At 39.4% G+C, this 17,745-nt stretch carries 13 protein-coding genes; 3 read left to right on the forward strand and 10 right to left on the reverse strand.

From position 1 onward, the window contains the following. Positions 1-75 precede the first annotated feature (75 nt). Positions 76-1,107: a tRNA preQ1(34) S-adenosylmethionine ribosyltransferase-isomerase QueA gene (gene queA, locus I6F49_RS01065; protein ID WP_197178038.1), complete on the reverse strand. Its 1,032-nt coding sequence runs from the start codon at positions 1,105-1,107 to the stop codon at positions 76-78. Positions 1,108-1,294: 187 nt separating this feature from the next. Here queA and I6F49_RS01070 point away from each other — a divergent pair, with 187 nt between their 5' ends. Both I6F49_RS01070 and I6F49_RS01075 read left to right on the forward strand, forming a co-directional pair. Continuing rightward, positions 1,295-3,826, forward strand: a complete 2,532-nt coding sequence (locus I6F49_RS01070; RefSeq protein WP_197178039.1) for a two-component system response regulator — start codon at positions 1,295-1,297, stop codon at positions 3,824-3,826. A 190-nt stretch (positions 3,827-4,016) separates the two neighbouring features. Further along, positions 4,017-4,229, forward strand: a complete 213-nt coding sequence (locus I6F49_RS01075) for a hypothetical protein (RefSeq protein WP_166420449.1) — start codon at positions 4,017-4,019, stop codon at positions 4,227-4,229. Between the two features lie 30 nt (positions 4,230-4,259). On the opposite strand, the gene I6F49_RS01080 is transcribed toward I6F49_RS01075, so the two are convergent. From I6F49_RS01080 to I6F49_RS01110, 7 genes are all read right to left on the reverse strand, one after another. Beyond that, positions 4,260-5,186: a hydrogen peroxide-inducible genes activator gene (locus I6F49_RS01080; RefSeq protein WP_197178040.1), complete on the reverse strand. Its 927-nt coding sequence runs from the start codon at positions 5,184-5,186 to the stop codon at positions 4,260-4,262. Between the two features lie 82 nt (positions 5,187-5,268). After that, complete coding sequence (locus tag I6F49_RS01085) at positions 5,269-6,537, reverse strand: inorganic phosphate transporter (protein WP_166420448.1); 1,269 nt, start codon at positions 6,535-6,537, stop codon at positions 5,269-5,271. A gap of 37 nt (positions 6,538-6,574) precedes the next feature. Then, positions 6,575-7,252, reverse strand: coding sequence for a TIGR00153 family protein (locus I6F49_RS01090; RefSeq protein WP_166420447.1), 678 nt, complete (start codon positions 7,250-7,252; stop codon positions 6,575-6,577). A 150-nt stretch (positions 7,253-7,402) separates the two neighbouring features. Beyond that, positions 7,403-8,104, reverse strand: coding sequence for a phosphate signaling complex protein PhoU (gene phoU / locus I6F49_RS01095; protein ID WP_166420446.1), 702 nt, complete (start codon positions 8,102-8,104; stop codon positions 7,403-7,405). A 46-nt stretch (positions 8,105-8,150) separates the two neighbouring features. Next, positions 8,151-8,978, reverse strand: coding sequence for a phosphate ABC transporter ATP-binding protein PstB (gene pstB / locus I6F49_RS01100; protein WP_166420445.1), 828 nt, complete (start codon positions 8,976-8,978; stop codon positions 8,151-8,153). A gap of 27 nt (positions 8,979-9,005) precedes the next feature. Further along, positions 9,006-10,655 (reverse strand): phosphate ABC transporter permease PstA, encoded by a 1,650-nt coding sequence (pstA, locus tag I6F49_RS01105; protein ID WP_197178041.1) that lies wholly within the window; start codon positions 10,653-10,655, stop codon positions 9,006-9,008. Positions 10,656-10,670: 15 nt separating this feature from the next. Further along, positions 10,671-12,905 (reverse strand): ABC transporter permease subunit, encoded by a 2,235-nt coding sequence (locus I6F49_RS01110; protein ID WP_197178042.1) that lies wholly within the window; start codon positions 12,903-12,905, stop codon positions 10,671-10,673. A gap of 381 nt (positions 12,906-13,286) precedes the next feature. Between I6F49_RS01110 and I6F49_RS01115 the strand changes: the two genes are divergently transcribed. Then, on the forward strand, positions 13,287-13,793 hold the full coding sequence (locus I6F49_RS01115; protein WP_197178043.1) for a glycine cleavage system protein R: 507 nt from the start codon (positions 13,287-13,289) through the stop codon (positions 13,791-13,793). 181 nt (positions 13,794-13,974) lie between these two features. Here I6F49_RS01115 and I6F49_RS01120 read toward each other — a convergent pair whose 3' ends face one another. Both I6F49_RS01120 and I6F49_RS01125 read right to left on the reverse strand, forming a co-directional pair. Continuing rightward, a complete protein-coding gene (locus tag I6F49_RS01120; RefSeq protein WP_166420441.1) occupies positions 13,975-14,430 on the reverse strand; it encodes a hypothetical protein in 456 nt (151 codons plus the stop codon). A gap of 189 nt (positions 14,431-14,619) precedes the next feature. Further along, on the reverse strand, positions 14,620-17,739 hold the full coding sequence (locus I6F49_RS01125; RefSeq protein WP_166420440.1) for an efflux RND transporter permease subunit: 3,120 nt from the start codon (positions 17,737-17,739) through the stop codon (positions 14,620-14,622). Positions 17,740-17,745: the final 6 nt, after the last annotated feature.

Genomic DNA, 17,745 nt, shown 5'->3' on the forward strand with positions numbered 1-17,745 from the left:
TATTACGTAAACAAAAATCCCAGCTTTGTCGCTGGGATTTTCTGTATTATTTACTGAGTATTAAATAATAAACGGTTACTTGCGTGTTAAAAACATCGCATCACCGTAACTAAAAAATCGGTACTTTTGTTCAATTGCCGTATTGTATGCACCCATAATATTGTCTTGTCCGCTAAAAGCGCTGACTAACATTATAAGCGTTGACTCTGGTAAGTGAAAATTAGTGACCATGGCATCAACAACATTAAATTGGTAACCCGGAAAAATAAATATATCGGTATCACCAAAATACGTATCTAATTTGCCGCCATGAACTTTAGCTGCCGACTCTAATGAACGTACTGAAGTTGTACCAACCGCAATTACTCGCCCGCCATTTGCTTTGGTTTGTGCAACGGCAGCAACTACATCATCGGGTACTTCTATGTACTCTGAGTGCATTACATGCTCATCAACACTATCTACTCGTACTGGCTGAAAAGTACCTGCACCAACGTGCAACGTAACAAAAGCCATGTTTACACCTTTTTCTTTCAGTGCATTCATTAGCTTATCGTCAAAATGTAAGCCCGCTGTTGGCGCAGCAACTGCACCTGGCTTTTCGCCATAAACAGTTTGATAACGCTCACGGTCAGCTTCGGTATCTGGTCGGTCAATATAAGGAGGCAGTGGCATGTGGCCAATATCATTAAGTATATCTAGCACGTTTTGGCTATGATCAAATTCAAGCTCAAATAAGGTATCATGGCGCGAAACCATTATTGCCTTGGCTTTGCCTTCAAGAATAACTTCGTTACCAACCTTGAGTGATTTACTGGCGCGAACATGTGCTAATACTCTATGTTCATCAAGCACTCGTTCTACAAGTACTTCAACTTTGCCACCAGAGGCTTTTTGACCAAACATACGCGCAGGGATCACTCGGGTATTATTAAATACAAGTAAGTCGCCTTCATTAACTAAATCAAGCACGTCACTAAACACTTTATGTTCAATGTTGCCACTAGGGCCATCTAAAGTAAGTAAACGGCTGCTGGTTCTATCCGCTTTAGGAAAGCGAGCTATTAATTCATCAGGTAAGTCAAAGCTAAAGTCAGCCACGCGCATAATTAGTAATCCACATCATTTAAAATCGCGCCAAGTGTATATGTATCGGGTATTAAGCTCAAGAATTCAGCCAAACTTATAATACTTTGTTTGCGTGTTTATCATTAAATTTTCTTGTTCTTATGGTTAAATATCATTATTCTTGTTCGGCTGAATTATTATAAGTTTCATTAGGGGTGTTCAACACGTGCCAAACCAGCTTAAATTGCTAATATTAAACGCAAGTAGTGCTGAACGTCGCGCGATTAAGGGCACTTTAGATAGCTTAAATGTATTTACCTTTATTGATGCGCAAGATAGCCAACAAGCTTTAAAGCTTTTAAAACAACATCCTGTTGATATTATAATAACGGGCATTAATGTTGGAAAAATTGACGGCTGGCGCTTTTCGAGGATGATCCGCTCAGGATTATTAAAAACACCAAAAAATACTCCTATTTTACTAATTCCGCCAATTTACTGTGAGCGTATTGCCGAAACAACAGCCCGAAGCTATGGGATAGATGCTGTATTGCCGTTTGAGCATAAAGACATGCTACCCCAAGTACTTGCGAATGTTTTATCTACTCACCTAGAAAAAAGCAGCCGACTAAACTTATTACTATTAGAGCCAGCTCAAAATACGGCCGACAGAATTAGTGAACAGTTAAAGTTAAACTTTGCTATTACTCACGTAACTTCAGCTAAAGCGGCACTTAACGCTTATAACCAACAGCAGTTTTCAATTGTGCTACTCGATGCCACGACATCAAGTGCAGAGAGCTCAAGTGTACTCGTTGAAGAAATTCTCCAGCATAATTCTAAACAAGCTATTGTTACAATTATAGAAAGCGACGATGCCGATTACGCTGAGCAGCTTTTACTTTCTGGTGTTACCGACTTTATTAGAGCCCCATACGACCCTTCATTTTTAAATAAAGTGTGTGACCACGCTGCACGACGTGAAGACTTTATGGTGAGTTACGCTGAATTTGCTTATAAAGTAGAGCAGCTAAGCGTCAGTGAAGTACGCTATAAAGAGCTATTTTCAGCTCATCAGCGTATTTTATTACATCTGAATACTGTTGTTTTAGAGCTTGATCAACAAGGTAATATTCGTTTTATTAACCCTGCATGGGAAACCTTAAGTGGCTTTGGTGTTAAATCGTCGCTACAAACCTCATTAAGCGCTTATTGTAATAATGAAGATAAGGGAAGACTAAATTATACTATTAACGACATTTTACATGGTGGCGAGCAGCAACAACAAATAGAAGTAAAGCTAACCCATAAAAATGGCAACTTAATTTGGGTTGAATGCAGATTACAGCTAATAAAAAATAGCCGTAATAACGCAACTATCACCGCAACTATCGACAATATACACGAACGCAAGCAAGCAGAACTTCAACTACGTCATTTAGCCCATCATGATCCCTTAACAGGTTTACATAACCGTTATTACTTTGACCAACAGCTTAATAAAATATGCCAAGATAAATACACGTATGATGGTATCGAACATGCTGTTATTTATATCGACCTCGATCACTTTAAAATAATAAATGACAGTAAAGGTCATCACCAAGGCGATATTGTATTAAAAGAAGTGGCAAAATTATTTAAAGCAAATATTGGCGACGATCACCTAGTCTGCAGAATAGGCGGCGATGAGTTTGCAGTAATACTTACTGATATGAATTTATTGGATGCCCACCTCATTGCTGAAGGCGTGTGCAGTGCGATAGAAAAACATGCTTTTAAATCAGAAGATCAAATATACACAATTAGCTGCTCTATTGGTTTAACTCAAATTACAACACAAAACAATGACCCTAATGAGTGCTTAAAACAAGCTGATATTGCTCTGTATATTGCTAAAAACCTAGGGCGTAATTTAGTACACTGCTACTCAAAAGAAGATGCTCAAAACAATACGCTTCAAACAGGGCTTGAATGGGGTCACGAAATTCGCCAAGCCTTGCAGCAAGATAATATTGAGCTGCATTACCAACCTATTTGGGATTTTAAAGAGTGTAAAGTTGCTTACTTTGAAGCGCTCTTACGCTTAAAACTCAAAGGTGAGCTCATATACCCAAATCAATTTATTCCCTCTTTAGAAATGCTCAACGATACATTTTTGATGGATCAATGCGTTATACGTAATGCCGTTGCTTGTGTGTCTAAGCACCCTGAGTTAAATCAAGTTGCTATTAATTTGTCTGCACAATCATTTTTAGATGAGCGCTTACTGCCTTTAATTGAGTCTAATCTTGAAAAGTATAACGTACCCGCTTCGCGGATAATTTTTGAAATAACTGAATCTGCAAGTATTAACAATTTAAAAGCGACTCGTAAAATGATCGAGAAGCTTAATAGTCTAGGCTGTCATTTTTCTATTGATGATTTTGGAACGGGCTTTAGTACGTTTAACTATTTAAAGCAGCTTCCAGCACAACATGTAAAAATTGATGGCTCATTTGTAAGCGACATGCTTAATGACCCTATTGACTTAGCCTTAGTAAAAGCAATAAATGATATTAGTCGGTCTCTCGATAAGCGCTCTGTAGCTGAGTACGTTGAAAACGAAGAGATATTTTTTGCTCTAAAAGAAATTGGTGTTGATTATGGGCAAGGCTATTTTATTGCACGCCCAATACCAGTTGAAAAAGTAAAAGATGAGCTTGAAAAAATTTCAAAAAATAAAACGTTTTACCAACAACAAGCTAGCTCAAAATAAACAAAATTGAACAATTTTAATCATTTTATTACTACCAATATTACCTTTCTTGCCTATACTTTCAGTATCAAATAAAAATGTCGTGCCTTTTAATGCATTTCACTTTAAAAACATGACATTACCTTTTGTCGATGTAGTACTGATATTTATAGTGGGTTTCAAAGCTATTTAAGCTTTTAAGGAGAAAGGTATGACACAACTAGTTATATTGTTACTGATTATACATTTTGCAATTGCGTATCAGTGTTATCGCTACGCGAATATTAAAGGCTACCCAGTTAAAGTTTTTACTGTATTAGGCTGCGTGCCTTATTTTAATTTGGTGGTGTGGATTTATTTACTATTTTTACCCGAACTTGAGCCTTTTGAAAGCCATCTTCAAAATCAAAAGCAGCCTTTATAGGCTGCTTTTGCTAACTTATTAGTTCACGTATTATTCTGCTTTAGAAAAATCTAAACTACATTGCCGCTTTAAAAACACCTCAAGCTGTTGACTAAATAACCTAAAGTCGCGGATACGCCCCGTAGTTTTACGCCACAATATGCCAATATCTCTATATGCATCACTTTGTGATGGTGTGGCCACCATATTCTTATTATCTAAAATACCGGCGTTAATCGCCATTTGTGGTAAAAAAGTCACCCCGAGCTGATGCTCAACCATACTCAATAATGTATGCAAGCTTGCTGCTTCAAATGGGTTAATACAACTAGCACGGTTTAAATGACATGCACTGAGCGCATGGCCTGTCATACAGTGCTCACGCTCGAGTAGGAATACGCTGGCCTCTGGCAGCAAATTAAAGTCGACTACGCCCTTGGCAGCGCTGTAGTCCTTATGATGCACTAAACTAAAGTGATCTTTTGCCAGCACTTGCGTATGAAACTTATCTGTTTCGTATGGCAGTGCAAGTAACGCTAAATCAATATGACCATGCTCAAGTTTATCAAGCAGCTTATCACTCGTATCCTCTATTAGTACCAGCTCTAAATCACAAAAGGTTTCTTTGCAAAAATGATAAAGCGGCGCAGCTATAAAGCTCGCGATTGTAGGTATAACACCCACCGTTAATTTACCACTCAGAGGTGTTAAAAAGCTTTTAGTGAGCTCTTTTAAACTAATTGTATCGTTAATTATTTTACGAGAACGCTCAACAACTTCTTCACCAATGCTGGTAAACATAAGGCTGCGATTTTCGCGCTCGATAAGCTGACAACCCAACGTTTCTTCAAGGTTTTGAATTGCACTACTTAGAGTAGATTGTCCAATAAAGCAGGCACTAGCGGCTCTACCAAAATGCTGATGTTGATGAACAGCTAATAAATACTGTAGCTGTTTAATACTTGGAAGATTGGTCATTTTTTCTTTCCACAAATAAAAAGACCCCAACACCTAGGGCATTGAGATCTTTTCAAGCTAAAAGTCTTTTAGTACTTTTTTATTAAACCCCAAATGCGGTTCTTAGTACGTAGAAAATAACAATAGCAAGGGCAGCGCCAACTGGCAATGTAATTACCCAAGAAACTACGATGTTTCTGATAACACCCATGTTAAGCGCGCCAATTCCACGTGCCATACCTACACCTAATACCGCACCTACTAAGGTTTGAGTAGTAGAGATTGGCATACCAGTACCTGAGGCAATAACAACGGTAGAAGCAGCAGCTAGTTCAGCAGCAAAACCACGGCTAGGCGTTAAATGTGTAATACCTTCACCAATCGTTTTAATTACTTTTTTACCTAAAATAGCAAGACCCGCAACAATACCAAAACCACCTAAAGGTAGAATCCACCAAGCAATAGCGGCTTTCTTAGCAATTTCACCGTTATTTTCAACAATGTTTACAACAGCAGCTAGTGGACCAATTGCATTAGCAACGTCGTTAGAACCATGTGCAAAAGCCATACAACATGCTGTTAATACCATTAATACTGCAAATACTTTTTCAACATTGTTGAACTGCATTTTTTTATCAGCTTTAGGATCAATTTTTAAGCGCGAAATAGCAATCTTACCAATTACACCAACAACTACTGCAACTGCGATTGCAAGGGCATACCCTTCGGCTGCACCTAAATCAACACCAACATGCTTTAAGCCTTTTTTAATTGTAACCAAGGCCATTATAAAACCTGCTAAACCCATATAAAGTGGTACATAGCGTTTAGCGTTTTTTAGTGGTGCATCGGTATTGAAAATGAGTTTTTGTGCACTCATAAATATTAAGTATGCAATAAAGCCTGATATGGCGGGCGTTATAATCCAACTACCAACAATACCACCTACTTTATCCCATTGAATCGCCTCAGTACCTACTGCAACTAACGCAAAACCAATGATTGCGCCAATGATTGAGTGAGTCGTTGATACTGGCCAACCTAAGAACGAGGCCATTAATAACCAAGCACCCGCTGCAAATAAAGACGAAATCATACCCAGAACCATAAGCTCCGGAATATCTGCAAATGGTGCCGCATCAATAATTCCTTTACGAATTGTTGATGTAACCTCACCACCTGCTAAGTAAGCGCCTGCAAATTCAAAAATCATCGCTATAAAAATAGCTTGTTTGATTGTAAGTGCTTTTGAACCTACAGATGTACCCATGGCGTTAGCTACGTCGTTCGCGCCAATACCATAAGCCATAAAAAAGCCGACTGCTGCGGCAATTAAAATTAATACCGTGCCGTAAGATGCAATGATATCCATTGTAAAACCTTAATCTTTCGTGATTGAACTGAGTAAATTAACGAGCTAACATCAGCTCAAGACGTGAACCTACGCGCTCTGCAATATCTGCAAGCTCGCCAACCCATTCAATGATTTTGTATAAAAACATCACATCAATTGGATTTAACTCACCCTCTACTGCACGTAGCTGGCGGCGTACTTTTATCTGCATTTCATCCGTGTCTTGTTCTATCGCATCCAATTCAACTAGCATTTTTTCTACTAAGGTCACTTCACGACCTTTAAAACCTGTTTCTAGCAATTCTTCTAACTCGTTAATTGCTTTAGATGCTTGTTTAGTTGCATCTACACAACGCGTTAAATAAGCTAGAAAGTCAGTTTGCATAACTTTTGGTATGGTCATTTCACGACCAATCACTCGTCCTGCAATATCTTTTGCTTTATTGGCAATCTTATCTTGTTGGGTTACTAATTCGAGAAGATCTGTACGCTCTACCGGCATGAATAAACCACGTGGTAATTGTAAACGTATATCTCTTTTCATATCATCAGCTTCACGTTCTAAATTGCGAATAGTGATGCGAAGCTCTTCTGCTTGTACCCACTCTTCTTTAAATACGTGATTAAAAAAAGGTATCAAGGCTTTACTTGCTTGATGAACCTTCTTGATGTGTTCTTCCATTGGTTTGATAGGAGATTTTGCAAATACTCCTAAAAACGCGTTTGTAGGCATAACTGACCCTTTAATCAAATTGATATGCTTTGCAGCATGAATTTTACAGTATTAACCAAGATTGTGAACGCTTTTTATTACTTCACTCAAGCTTGCAATACACAAAGCGGCACTAAGCCGCTTTAATAAAAAATAAAAACAGGTAAAAAATTATAGCGATTTTTCTATATCTTCTTGAGATGTATGACGAATATCTTTGCCATTCACAAAATAAATAATGTATTCAGCGATATTCTGACAGCGATCTCCTATACGCTCTAATGAGCGAACAGACCAAACTAGGTCCATAATTTTCGGGATTGAGCGCGGATCTTCCATCATATAGGTCATTATTTGACGTGTGATGGCTTCATATTCACGGTCAACTTTTGCATCTTCTTTGTGTACTTGAAATGCGCGTTGCACATCCATACGTGCAAATGCGTCGAGTACGTCGTGTAACATTTTTAAAACTTGGCGGCCCATATTCTCAATATTTACTAATAGGTCTTGTTGATCCTTAGTAAATGAGTCTAGTGCAACTTTGGCAATTCGCTTTGCTTCATCGCCAATGCGCTCTAAATCGGCGATTGTTTTAGCAATTGCAATCACCAAACGTAAATCACTTGCTGCAGGCTGACGACGAGCAATGATACGCGTACACTCTTCATCAATGCTGACTTCCATCGCATTTACTTTGTAATCGTTTTGACGTACTTTTTGAGCAAGCTCAGCGTCATTACGACTCACCGCATCAAGCGCACTATTTAATTGCTGCTCAACTAATCCACCCATGCTTAATACATGATTACGTACATTTTCTAGTTCTTGGTTAAAGCGCCCAGAAATATGCTTATTTATATTATGTTCCATAGTTACCTTCTCTCTTAATCTTGTACAACACGCTATAACGGGCTAATTAACCGTAACGACCGGTAATATAGTCTTCGGTCTTTTTCTTTTTTGGTGTAGTAAATAAGGTATTTGTATCTGAGTATTCAATCAATTCGCCCATGTACATAAAGGCTGTTTGATCAGATACACGCGCTGCTTGTTGCATGTTATGTGTAACAATAACAACGGTAAATTTGTTTTTTAAATCGTTTATTAGCTCTTCGATTACCAAAGTAGAAATAGGGTCGAGTGCCGATGTAGGTTCATCAAGTAAAAGCACTTCTGGTTCAATTGCAATTGAACGAGCAATTACTAAACGCTGTTGCTGACCACCCGATAGACCAAATGCGCTATCGTGTAATCTATCTTTTACTTCATCCCACAAAGCAGCACCACGAAGTGATTGTTCTACCACTTCGTCTAATTTACGTTTCTCTTTAATGCCTTGTAAACGCAGGCCGTAAACTACATTTTCATAAATTGATTTAGGAAATGGGTTAGGACGCTGAAACACCATGCCCACATTACGACGAAGTGCAGCGACATCTACGCTCTTATCGTAAATATTTTGACCGTGAAGTAATATTTCACCTTCAATACGACAAATATCAACCAAATCATTCATGCGATTAATACAACGCAGTAATGTTGATTTACCACAACCCGATGGTCCGATAAACGCAGTTACTTGGCCTTTAGGAATGTTCATATTTACTTTATTAAGCGCTTGCTTATCACCGTAGTAAAGATCGAGGTCTTTAATCTCTAGCGCTTTTTGGTCATCAGTTAAGTTTTCTAGGTCTAACTTCTGGCCTATATTAGCTTGGTTTACTCGTGGAGCGACTGTAATCATTTTTATTACCTATAAAATCTTTACTAATTAGTGTTCAAGCGATCTGAATTTTTCACGTAAATGGTTACGTATACCAATGGCCGTTATGTTTAAGGTAATAATCACCGACACCAATAAAAAGGCCGTTGCGTATACCAGCGGGCGTGCCGCTTCAACATTAGGGCTTTGGAAGCCAACATCGTATATATGAAAGCCTAAGTGCATAAACTTTCTGTCTAAGTGAAAATACGGAAAGTTGCCATCAAGTGGTAATGTAGGCGCCATTTTTACAACACCCACTAACATTAATGGTGCAACTTCACCTGCAGCACGCGCAACTGCCAGTATTAAACCGGTCATAATTGCAGGGCTTGCCATTGGAATAATAATACGCCATAACGTTTCAACCTTTGTTGCGCCTAGCGCTAGTGAACCATCACGAACCGTACTTGGAATACGAGATAAACCTTCTTCAGTCGATACAATAACAACTGGCAGAGTAAGTATAGCGAGCGTTAACGCTGACCACATAACACCAGGCGTACCAAATACTGGCGTTGGTGACGATTCAGGATAAAATAATTGGTCTAAGCTGCCACCTAGCATGTATACAAAAAAGCCGAGGCCAAATACACCGTATACAATTGAAGGAACACCGGCCAAGTTAATCACCGCGATACGAATCATTTTAGTCACTGCATTTTTAGCGGCATATTCGTGTAAGTAAATTGCTGCAACCACACCAAACGGCGTTACTATTACAGCCATCAACATAACCATAAATACAGTACCAAATATAGCGGGGAACACACCGCCCTCTGTATTTGCTTCTCGTGGGTCATCAGATACAAACTTACCTAGCTGCACAAAGTAATGACCTAGTTTTGCAAAAAAGCCCATGTCGTTTGGAAACCAAACATCAAGGACTTGGTACATTGGAATCGTTACAATTTCGCCGCGCATATCTTTTACAGTTACATGGTCACGCTTAGCTTGTTTGCGTAGTGCAAATAAATCTTTTTCAAGTACACCATATTCTGCACGTAATTCAGCACGCTCTTGAGCTAGTTCAGCAACACGCTCATCAGTAAGTGCGTTATCGAGTAAGTAGCCCTTTTCTTTTAAACGAAGGCGTTCAAGTGCGTAGTTAATATGCCCAATGTCACCATTTTGCAAATCAAGTGCTTCGTCGTTCAAATCAACAGCACGCTCTACAAGTTCATGTAGCGCTTCTATTTTATCGCCATTAACCGGTTGACCGTCTTTAATAACATTTTCAACATAACCATAAAAGTTACCGTTTTTACTACGCTCAAATACAGCAAGCGCCGCTGGTGCTGTTTTATTTTTAATGTCGGTTTCTAATATCCAACGAAAATCTAAATCTACGTACTCACGGTTACCTGTTTTAATAAGTAAACGCTCTATTTCTTCTTTTTCAAACCCGCTAACGTCAATACCTGTTGCCGCTAAACGCGATTTTGGCACTAATTCACGGTCGTAAACTTCACCAATAACGGTTTGCTTTGCAATTGACCCTTCAAGTTCAAACTGCACAACTTCTGAAGGCCAAAAAAAACTTAATCCCTTCCAGGCTATCATTGCTAATAAGCCTAAAACTGAAATCAAACTGATGCTCACTGCACCACCGGTCATCCAAATCCAAGGAGAACCAGACTTAAACCACTGCTTTACCATGTCGTGTCTCTCCGCTTACATCGAGCTGTATTTTTCACGCAGTTGCTGGCGAACAAACTCAGCGACTGTGTTAAAAATGAATGTGAATATGAATAGTACAAAGGCTGCTAAGAACAATATTCTGTAGTGCGAACTGCCTACTTCAGACTCTGGCATTTCAACTGCAATATTTGCCGCAAGCGTACGCATGCCCTGGAAAATACTCCAATCCATAATCGGTGTATTACCCGTGGCCATAAGTACAATCATGGTTTCGCCAACGGCGCGCCCAAGTCCCATCATTACTGCTGAGAAAATACCTGGGCTTGCTGTTAGTAATACAACGCGTATTAGTGTTTGCCACTGTGTTGCACCTAATGCTAATGAGCCATTTGATAAGTGTTTAGGTACACTAAATACAGCATCTTCTGCAATTGAGAATATGGTAGGAATAACCGCAAAACCCATCGCAATACCTACAACAAGTGAATTACGTTGATCGAATGTCATACCCAGCTCATTTGTTAAGTACTGACGCACATTGCCGTCAAACATCCAAAGCTCAACAAATCCACTCATCGCAAACGAAAACCAACCTATAAGTAAAACGACCGGAATAAGGATAATGGAATGAGAACCTTCAGGAATTCTGTGGCGAATTTTTGCTGGTAATTTAGTCCAGGCGAAACCCGTCGCTAGCATACTTAGCGGTAATAGTACGAGCAATCCAACAATGGCCGGTAAGTGCTCTTCTATTAACGGTGCTAACCAAAGACCCGCTAAAAAACCTAAAATAACCGTTGGTAATGCTTCCATTATTTCGACTGTAGGCTTAACCACTTTACGTAGTTCGCTCGACATAAAGTAAGCCGTATAAATAGCCGCTGAAAGCGCGATAGGTACCGCAAATAACATCGCGTAAAGCGCAGCTTTTAGCGTACCAAACGAAATAGGCACGAGTGAAAATTTAGATTCAAAGTCATCACTAGCTGATGTTGACTGCCAAATATAACCCGGCTCTGGGTAACCTTCGTACCATACTTCTTGCCAAAGTGCCGACCAAGTAACTTCTGGATGCTCATTATGAATTTCAAGAACCGTTAATTTGTTATCAGCAAGTATAAGTGCAGCGTTTGAGCGCGGTGCAATTGCAAAGTTCTCTATAGCGCCTTCACTTACTCTACCTTGCCAAAGCTTTGCTTCGCTGGTTGTGTAATACACACCTAGCTCACCATTACTGCTGGTAGTAAAAAAAGTACGGCGATAAAACTCAGTAAATACATTTAATTTACTTTGCTTAGTTGTTTCAAATGAACGGATTTTTTGATATTCACGGCCAGTATCAGTGTTTACTTCAAACCACTGCGAAACCTCACCGTTATCATTAGCAAGCATGAGTGAGTTTGCGCCCGCTAGCAGTTGTGCAGATACAATATTTGCATTTTCTTCGTTAGCCGAAAGCAACTGAATTTGTTCTACATCACTTGGGTCACGCGTATCGTATACGTAAACTTGATTGGCAGAACGTACAAAAGTGCGTGTTGTATCTGGCGACATTAATAGCTCGTCTACACGTCCTTCAACATCAAGCTCGGTACGTTCAATAACCCATTCAACTTCACCGGTAAACATGTTTTCTTCAGCAACAAAACTACTAAACAGAACACGCTTGTCCTCTGTAAGTGCTACAACCGCTGTTTTGTCTTCATAGTGACTAAATGCAAAGCGTTTAATGGCAGCGCCTTGCTCATCTACTTCTAAAGCTGCTTCCCCAAGAGGAAAGCCTAAACGAGGTGTTAATTTACGCTCGTTATTTGGAAAGGTAACCAAAAATTTAGGTGCAACAACCATTACGGTGCCATCTTCTAAACCAAACGCATAATGCCCTTGAAAAGGCGCACTAGTCGCAAAGCTTGTTGCATCACTTGGTAACTCTGCATTAAGCGTTTTGAGTTTTTTACCAAAACTACCTGACTCAACACTGTAAAAATCAACTTGACCTTGCTGACTCAGTAAATAAGCAACTTCAGTTTGCTCTTCTACGCCTAAGCCTGCTATTTGCTGTGAATTAGCGACATGAAAGCTATCGCGTTTTTCTACTTTTGCTGATTTAAAAATTGGCTGTACTACATAAAGAAGGTAAAAGAATATCAGTAGCAGTGCTACCAATACCATTATCCCACCTGCGGTTATACCAAATTTGGCAAACCGATCTTTAAATAGACGGCTTCGATCCGTATTAAAAGTCGGTTTATTCGGATTTGAAGTCATCAAAACACCCTTAAATCTTAACGTTGCATAAATTATATTTCATCAAGATGACAGTAATGTTACAGCAGTAATAATAAGCACTTTAAAACGATTTTAAATAAAACTAGCGGATAAAATGTCTAAATAAGCTTCAAATTGAAGATTTATGAGTGAACTAAATCATAAAATAATTGGACAAAGTATTTATCGAGGTCAATACTAAAAGAGTACTTAGTAAATAATAATTACTATTAATACTGCGTATAGTCAACACAACTATATTCATTTTTATTAATTTAAAATCAAAGATTTATAAAGAGTGCAACAACACACAATTTTGATTGAACAACACACTTAATGCCTATGCATTTACTTTCTTTGGGCTTAAAAAGAGAATTATTTATGAAGCAGTTGGTTATAACTATTTTAGGGCAAGACCGCCCTGGTTTAGTAGAGAGCATCTCATCAGTCGTATTACAAAATCATGGTAACTGGCTAAGCAGTAACTTGAGCCATTTATTAGGTCATTTTGCAGGTATTATTCAACTTGAAGTTGCTGAGGAGCATTTTCAATCATTACAGAGTGCTTTAAATAAGTTACCTAAGTTAGACGTTCGTATTGAAACCGGAAACACTGAAGTTGAACCATCAACACTAGAGCAAATTAATTTAGTAATAACAGGCAACGACCGTCCTGGTATTGTGCAAGAACTGGCAAGTGTAATACGCCACAAAGGCGCTAACATTACTCATTTAAATTCAAGGCAGCAAAGTGCGCCTAATTGGGGAGTGCCTATTTTTAGCGCTGTTGCGACCGTAACTTTACCAAAAGGCATAGACAAAGATGAAGTGATTGAAGCGCTGGAATCAATCACAAGCGATTTGATTGTAGATACAGAAGAAGTTTAACCTCCCTTTTTGCGTGTCACTCTGCTGACACGCATCTCATTCTAACTAATTTTATCAAAATGCTCTGCAGATTATTTAACGCAGACATAAAATAAGCCGATGCAAGCATCAGCTATTTTAAATAACGACCTTAAAGCTAATAAGAGCAAGATAAACTCAGTAATCCCGCTCTTTTATAAAGCTACATATCCATATGTCGATTAGTGCTTTGCATCATTTGTTTAATGCCTTGCTTTTCAAGCTCTAGTATTTGTTGAAGCTTTTCTTGCCCACTTTCGGTTTCAGCTCGCTCAAGTAAGTATTCATATAACTCAATTACTTTTTGATGCTGCTCTGATAAGTAACCTTGAATAGCTTGCTCATCAAATTTTTGATCTTTGCTAATATCTTTAAAAGTAATTAACTCAGGATTTTTAGCAAAATATTCGTAGCTGTATGTATCGAGCGTATTTATTTCGGTTATCGCTTTAAAGCCAACTAAATCTTCAGCGAGTTTTTTTTCGTAATTTAGGTAATAGTCCACCAGCATTGCGTTATGTTCATCGAGTAAATCCTTTACGCTATAAAAATTAGCCGCCATTTGCGTATGAAACAAAACGGTCCAATCGTATACCTCTTTAATTGTTTTAACTTGCATGTGCATTCCTTACTTGTTGACTGTATAGATAATACATTGCGTAAAGCGTGCCAATTAAAAAGCTATTTAAAAACAGTTGGTTAATTTAAATATGAGTAATAACAAGCTATTTAATAGAACAACTTACAAATTATAGGTAATTTTTATAGAGCAATGCGTGAGTAGTTAACGCATTGCTCTATAGCCTTATTATTTAAGTCCTTGTTTACGCCATAGTAGGTAAACCGCAGGAATAACAAGTAAGGTGAGTACAATTGCACTGCCCATACCGCCAACCATAGGCGCTGCTATTCGGCTCATTACTTCGCTTCCAGTGCCTGTGCCATACAGCACAGGTAGCAAGCCAATAATAATGGTCGCGACAGTCATCATAACTGGGCGTACTCGAAGCCCTGCTCCCTCAATAATAGCTTGCTGTAATTGCACTAAACTAAGTGGCTTACCAGCCTGCTCTGCTTCGAGGCACTTTTCTTGATAGGCTTGGTTTAAATACACCAACATAATAACCCCTATTTCTACCGCAACACCGGCTAAGGCAATAAAGCCCACACCTACTGCAACTGAAAAGTTAAAGCCCTCTAAATACATTAGCCATACGCCCCCAATCATTGCCAGTGGCAACGTAGCCATAATAATAGTGACCTCAGCAAAGCTTCTAAAATTAAGGTAAAGCAATACAATAATAATCGCTAATGTAAGTGGTAATACATAAGTCAGTTTGTCTTTAGCGCGCTGCATGTATTCATACTGCCCAGCCCACGTAATTGAGTAGCCAGCAGGTAGTATTAGGTCTTTATCGAGCACTTGCTGAGCGTGCTCAACGTAAGTACCAATATCAACGCCATCTATATCAATAAAACTCCAACCGTTTAAACGTGCATTTTCGCTTTTTATACCAGGCGGTCCATCTTCAATAAATACATCGGCTACATCACCAAGTGCTATACGCTGCCCTGTAGGCGTTACAATAGGTAACAACATTAACTCTTCTGGCGAGTCTCTGTATGCTTGCGGATAACGTAAATTAACAGGGTAACGCTCTTGCCCTTCTACCGTTTGTGTTACGTTTGTGCCGCCTATTGCAGTAGATACAACTTGCTGTACGTCGCTAATGTTTAAGCTATAACGCGCGGCTTTTTCACGATTTATATCTACTTTTATATAACGTCCACCGGCTACTCGCTCTGAGTAAACCGATGCGGTGCCTTGCACATCTTTTAAAAGCACTTCTATTTGTTGACCAATTTTTTGAATTTCACTCAACTTTGGTCCCGCAACTTTAATGCCCACTGGGGTTTTAATGCCGGTTGCGAGCATATCAATACGCGTTTTAATAGGCATTACCCACGCATTCGTCAGCCCCGGAAACTTAACCAAACCGTCGAGTTCTTTTTTAAGCTTTTCAAGAGTCATACCCTCGCGCCATTCGTCTTTTGGTTTTAACTGAATAAACGTCTCTATCATTGTAAGCGGCGCAGGATCTGTTGCAGTTTCTGCTCGCCCCACTTTACCAAATACCGTTTTAACCTCGGGTACTGTGGCAATTAACTTGTCGGTTTGCTGTAGTATTTCGCGCGCTTTACCTACCGATAAACCAGGATACGTTGTGGGCATATACATTAAATCGCCCTCATCGAGTGGCGGAATAAATTCACTGCCTATTTTATTTACCGGGTAAAAGCCAATAACAGAAACAACCACCGCGAGTACCAATGTCATTTTTGGAAATTTAAGCACCCAGTTAAGTAGTGGACGATACGCTGCGACGAGTAATCGGTTAACTGGATTTTTTTGCTCCGAAATGACTTTACCTCTAATAAAGTAACCCATTAATACCGGCACTAGGGTAATCGCAAGCCCAGCAGACGCAGCCATAGCATAGGTTTTAGTGTAAGCCAGTGGCGCAAACATACGCCCTTCTTGCGCTTCTAAAATAAATACCGGCATAAAGCTGACGGTAATAATTAATAAACTAAAAAATAATGCAGGACCCACTTCACTCGCCGATTTAGCCACAACTTCCCAGCGGTTTTCGTTGGTAAGAGGCGTTTTTTCCATATGTTTGTGCATATTTTCAATCATGACGATAGCACCGTCGGTCATTGCGCCTATGGCTATTGCAATTCCTCCTAAAGACATAATATTGGCGTTAATCCCCTGCCAATACATAATTATAAATGCCGTTAAAATCCCAAGCGGTAACGTAATAATCGCCACCAGCGATGAGCGCACATGAAACAAAAACACCACACACACTAAAGCAACTACAATAAGCTCTTCAATTAGCTTACTTGTTAGGTTATCTACCGCGTTATTTATTAAGTTGGAGCGATCGTACACAGGAACTATTTCAACGCCCTCTGGTAATCCCTTTTTAAGCGATTCTAATTTTGCTTTTACAAGCTCAATAGTTTTTTGTGCATTTTCGCCATAGCGCATAATAACAATGCCGCCGGTTACCTCGCCTTCGCCATTAAGCTCTGCAATACCACGGCGCATTTGCGGTCCGACTCTAATATCGGCTACATCACGTAATTGCAGCGCAGTACCATTAGCATTTACGCCAAGCGGAATCGCTTCTAAGTCGGCAACACTTTTAATATAGCCGGTGCTTGTTACCATGTATTCTGCTTCAGCCATTTCAACTACCGAGGCGCCCATCTCTTGGTTGCCTTGTTGAATAGCGGTTTGAATAAGGCTAAGCGGAATACCATACGCACGTAATTTATCGGGATCAACATTAACTTGATATTGCTTAACCATGCCACCAACAGCAGCCACCTCAGAGACTCCAGGCACGGTTTGTAATTCAAACTTTAAAAACCAATCTTGTAAGCTTCGTAGCTGACTAATATCGTGTTTATTGGTTTTATCAACGAGTGCGTATAAGTAAATCCAACCTACACCAGTTGCATCAGGGCCAAGCTCTGGCGTAGCGCTATCGGGTAATCTGCTTGCTACTTGGCTTAGGTATTCTTGTACTCGGCTACGCGCCCAATACAAATCAGTTTTTTCGTCAAAAATAACGTAAACGTACGAGTCACCAAAAAACGAAAAACCCCTTACAGTTTGTGCACCCGGAACAGAAAGCATTGCTGTGGTGAGCGGAAATGTAACTTGGTCTTGCACTACTTGCGGCGCTTGCCCCGGGTAAGTAGTTTTTATAATGACCTGAACATCAGATAAGTCAGGCAAGGCATCCACGGGAGTATTTTTTAGTGCAAACACTCCTCCACCCAGTAAAATTAATGTAAGCAACAACACAAAAAAGCGATTGCTAACAGACCAGCGAATAATGGCGGTTATCATAATGGC

Source organism: Pseudoalteromonas sp. SWN166, assembly GCF_015864485.1.
GTDB lineage: Bacteria > Pseudomonadota > Gammaproteobacteria > Enterobacterales > Alteromonadaceae > Pseudoalteromonas.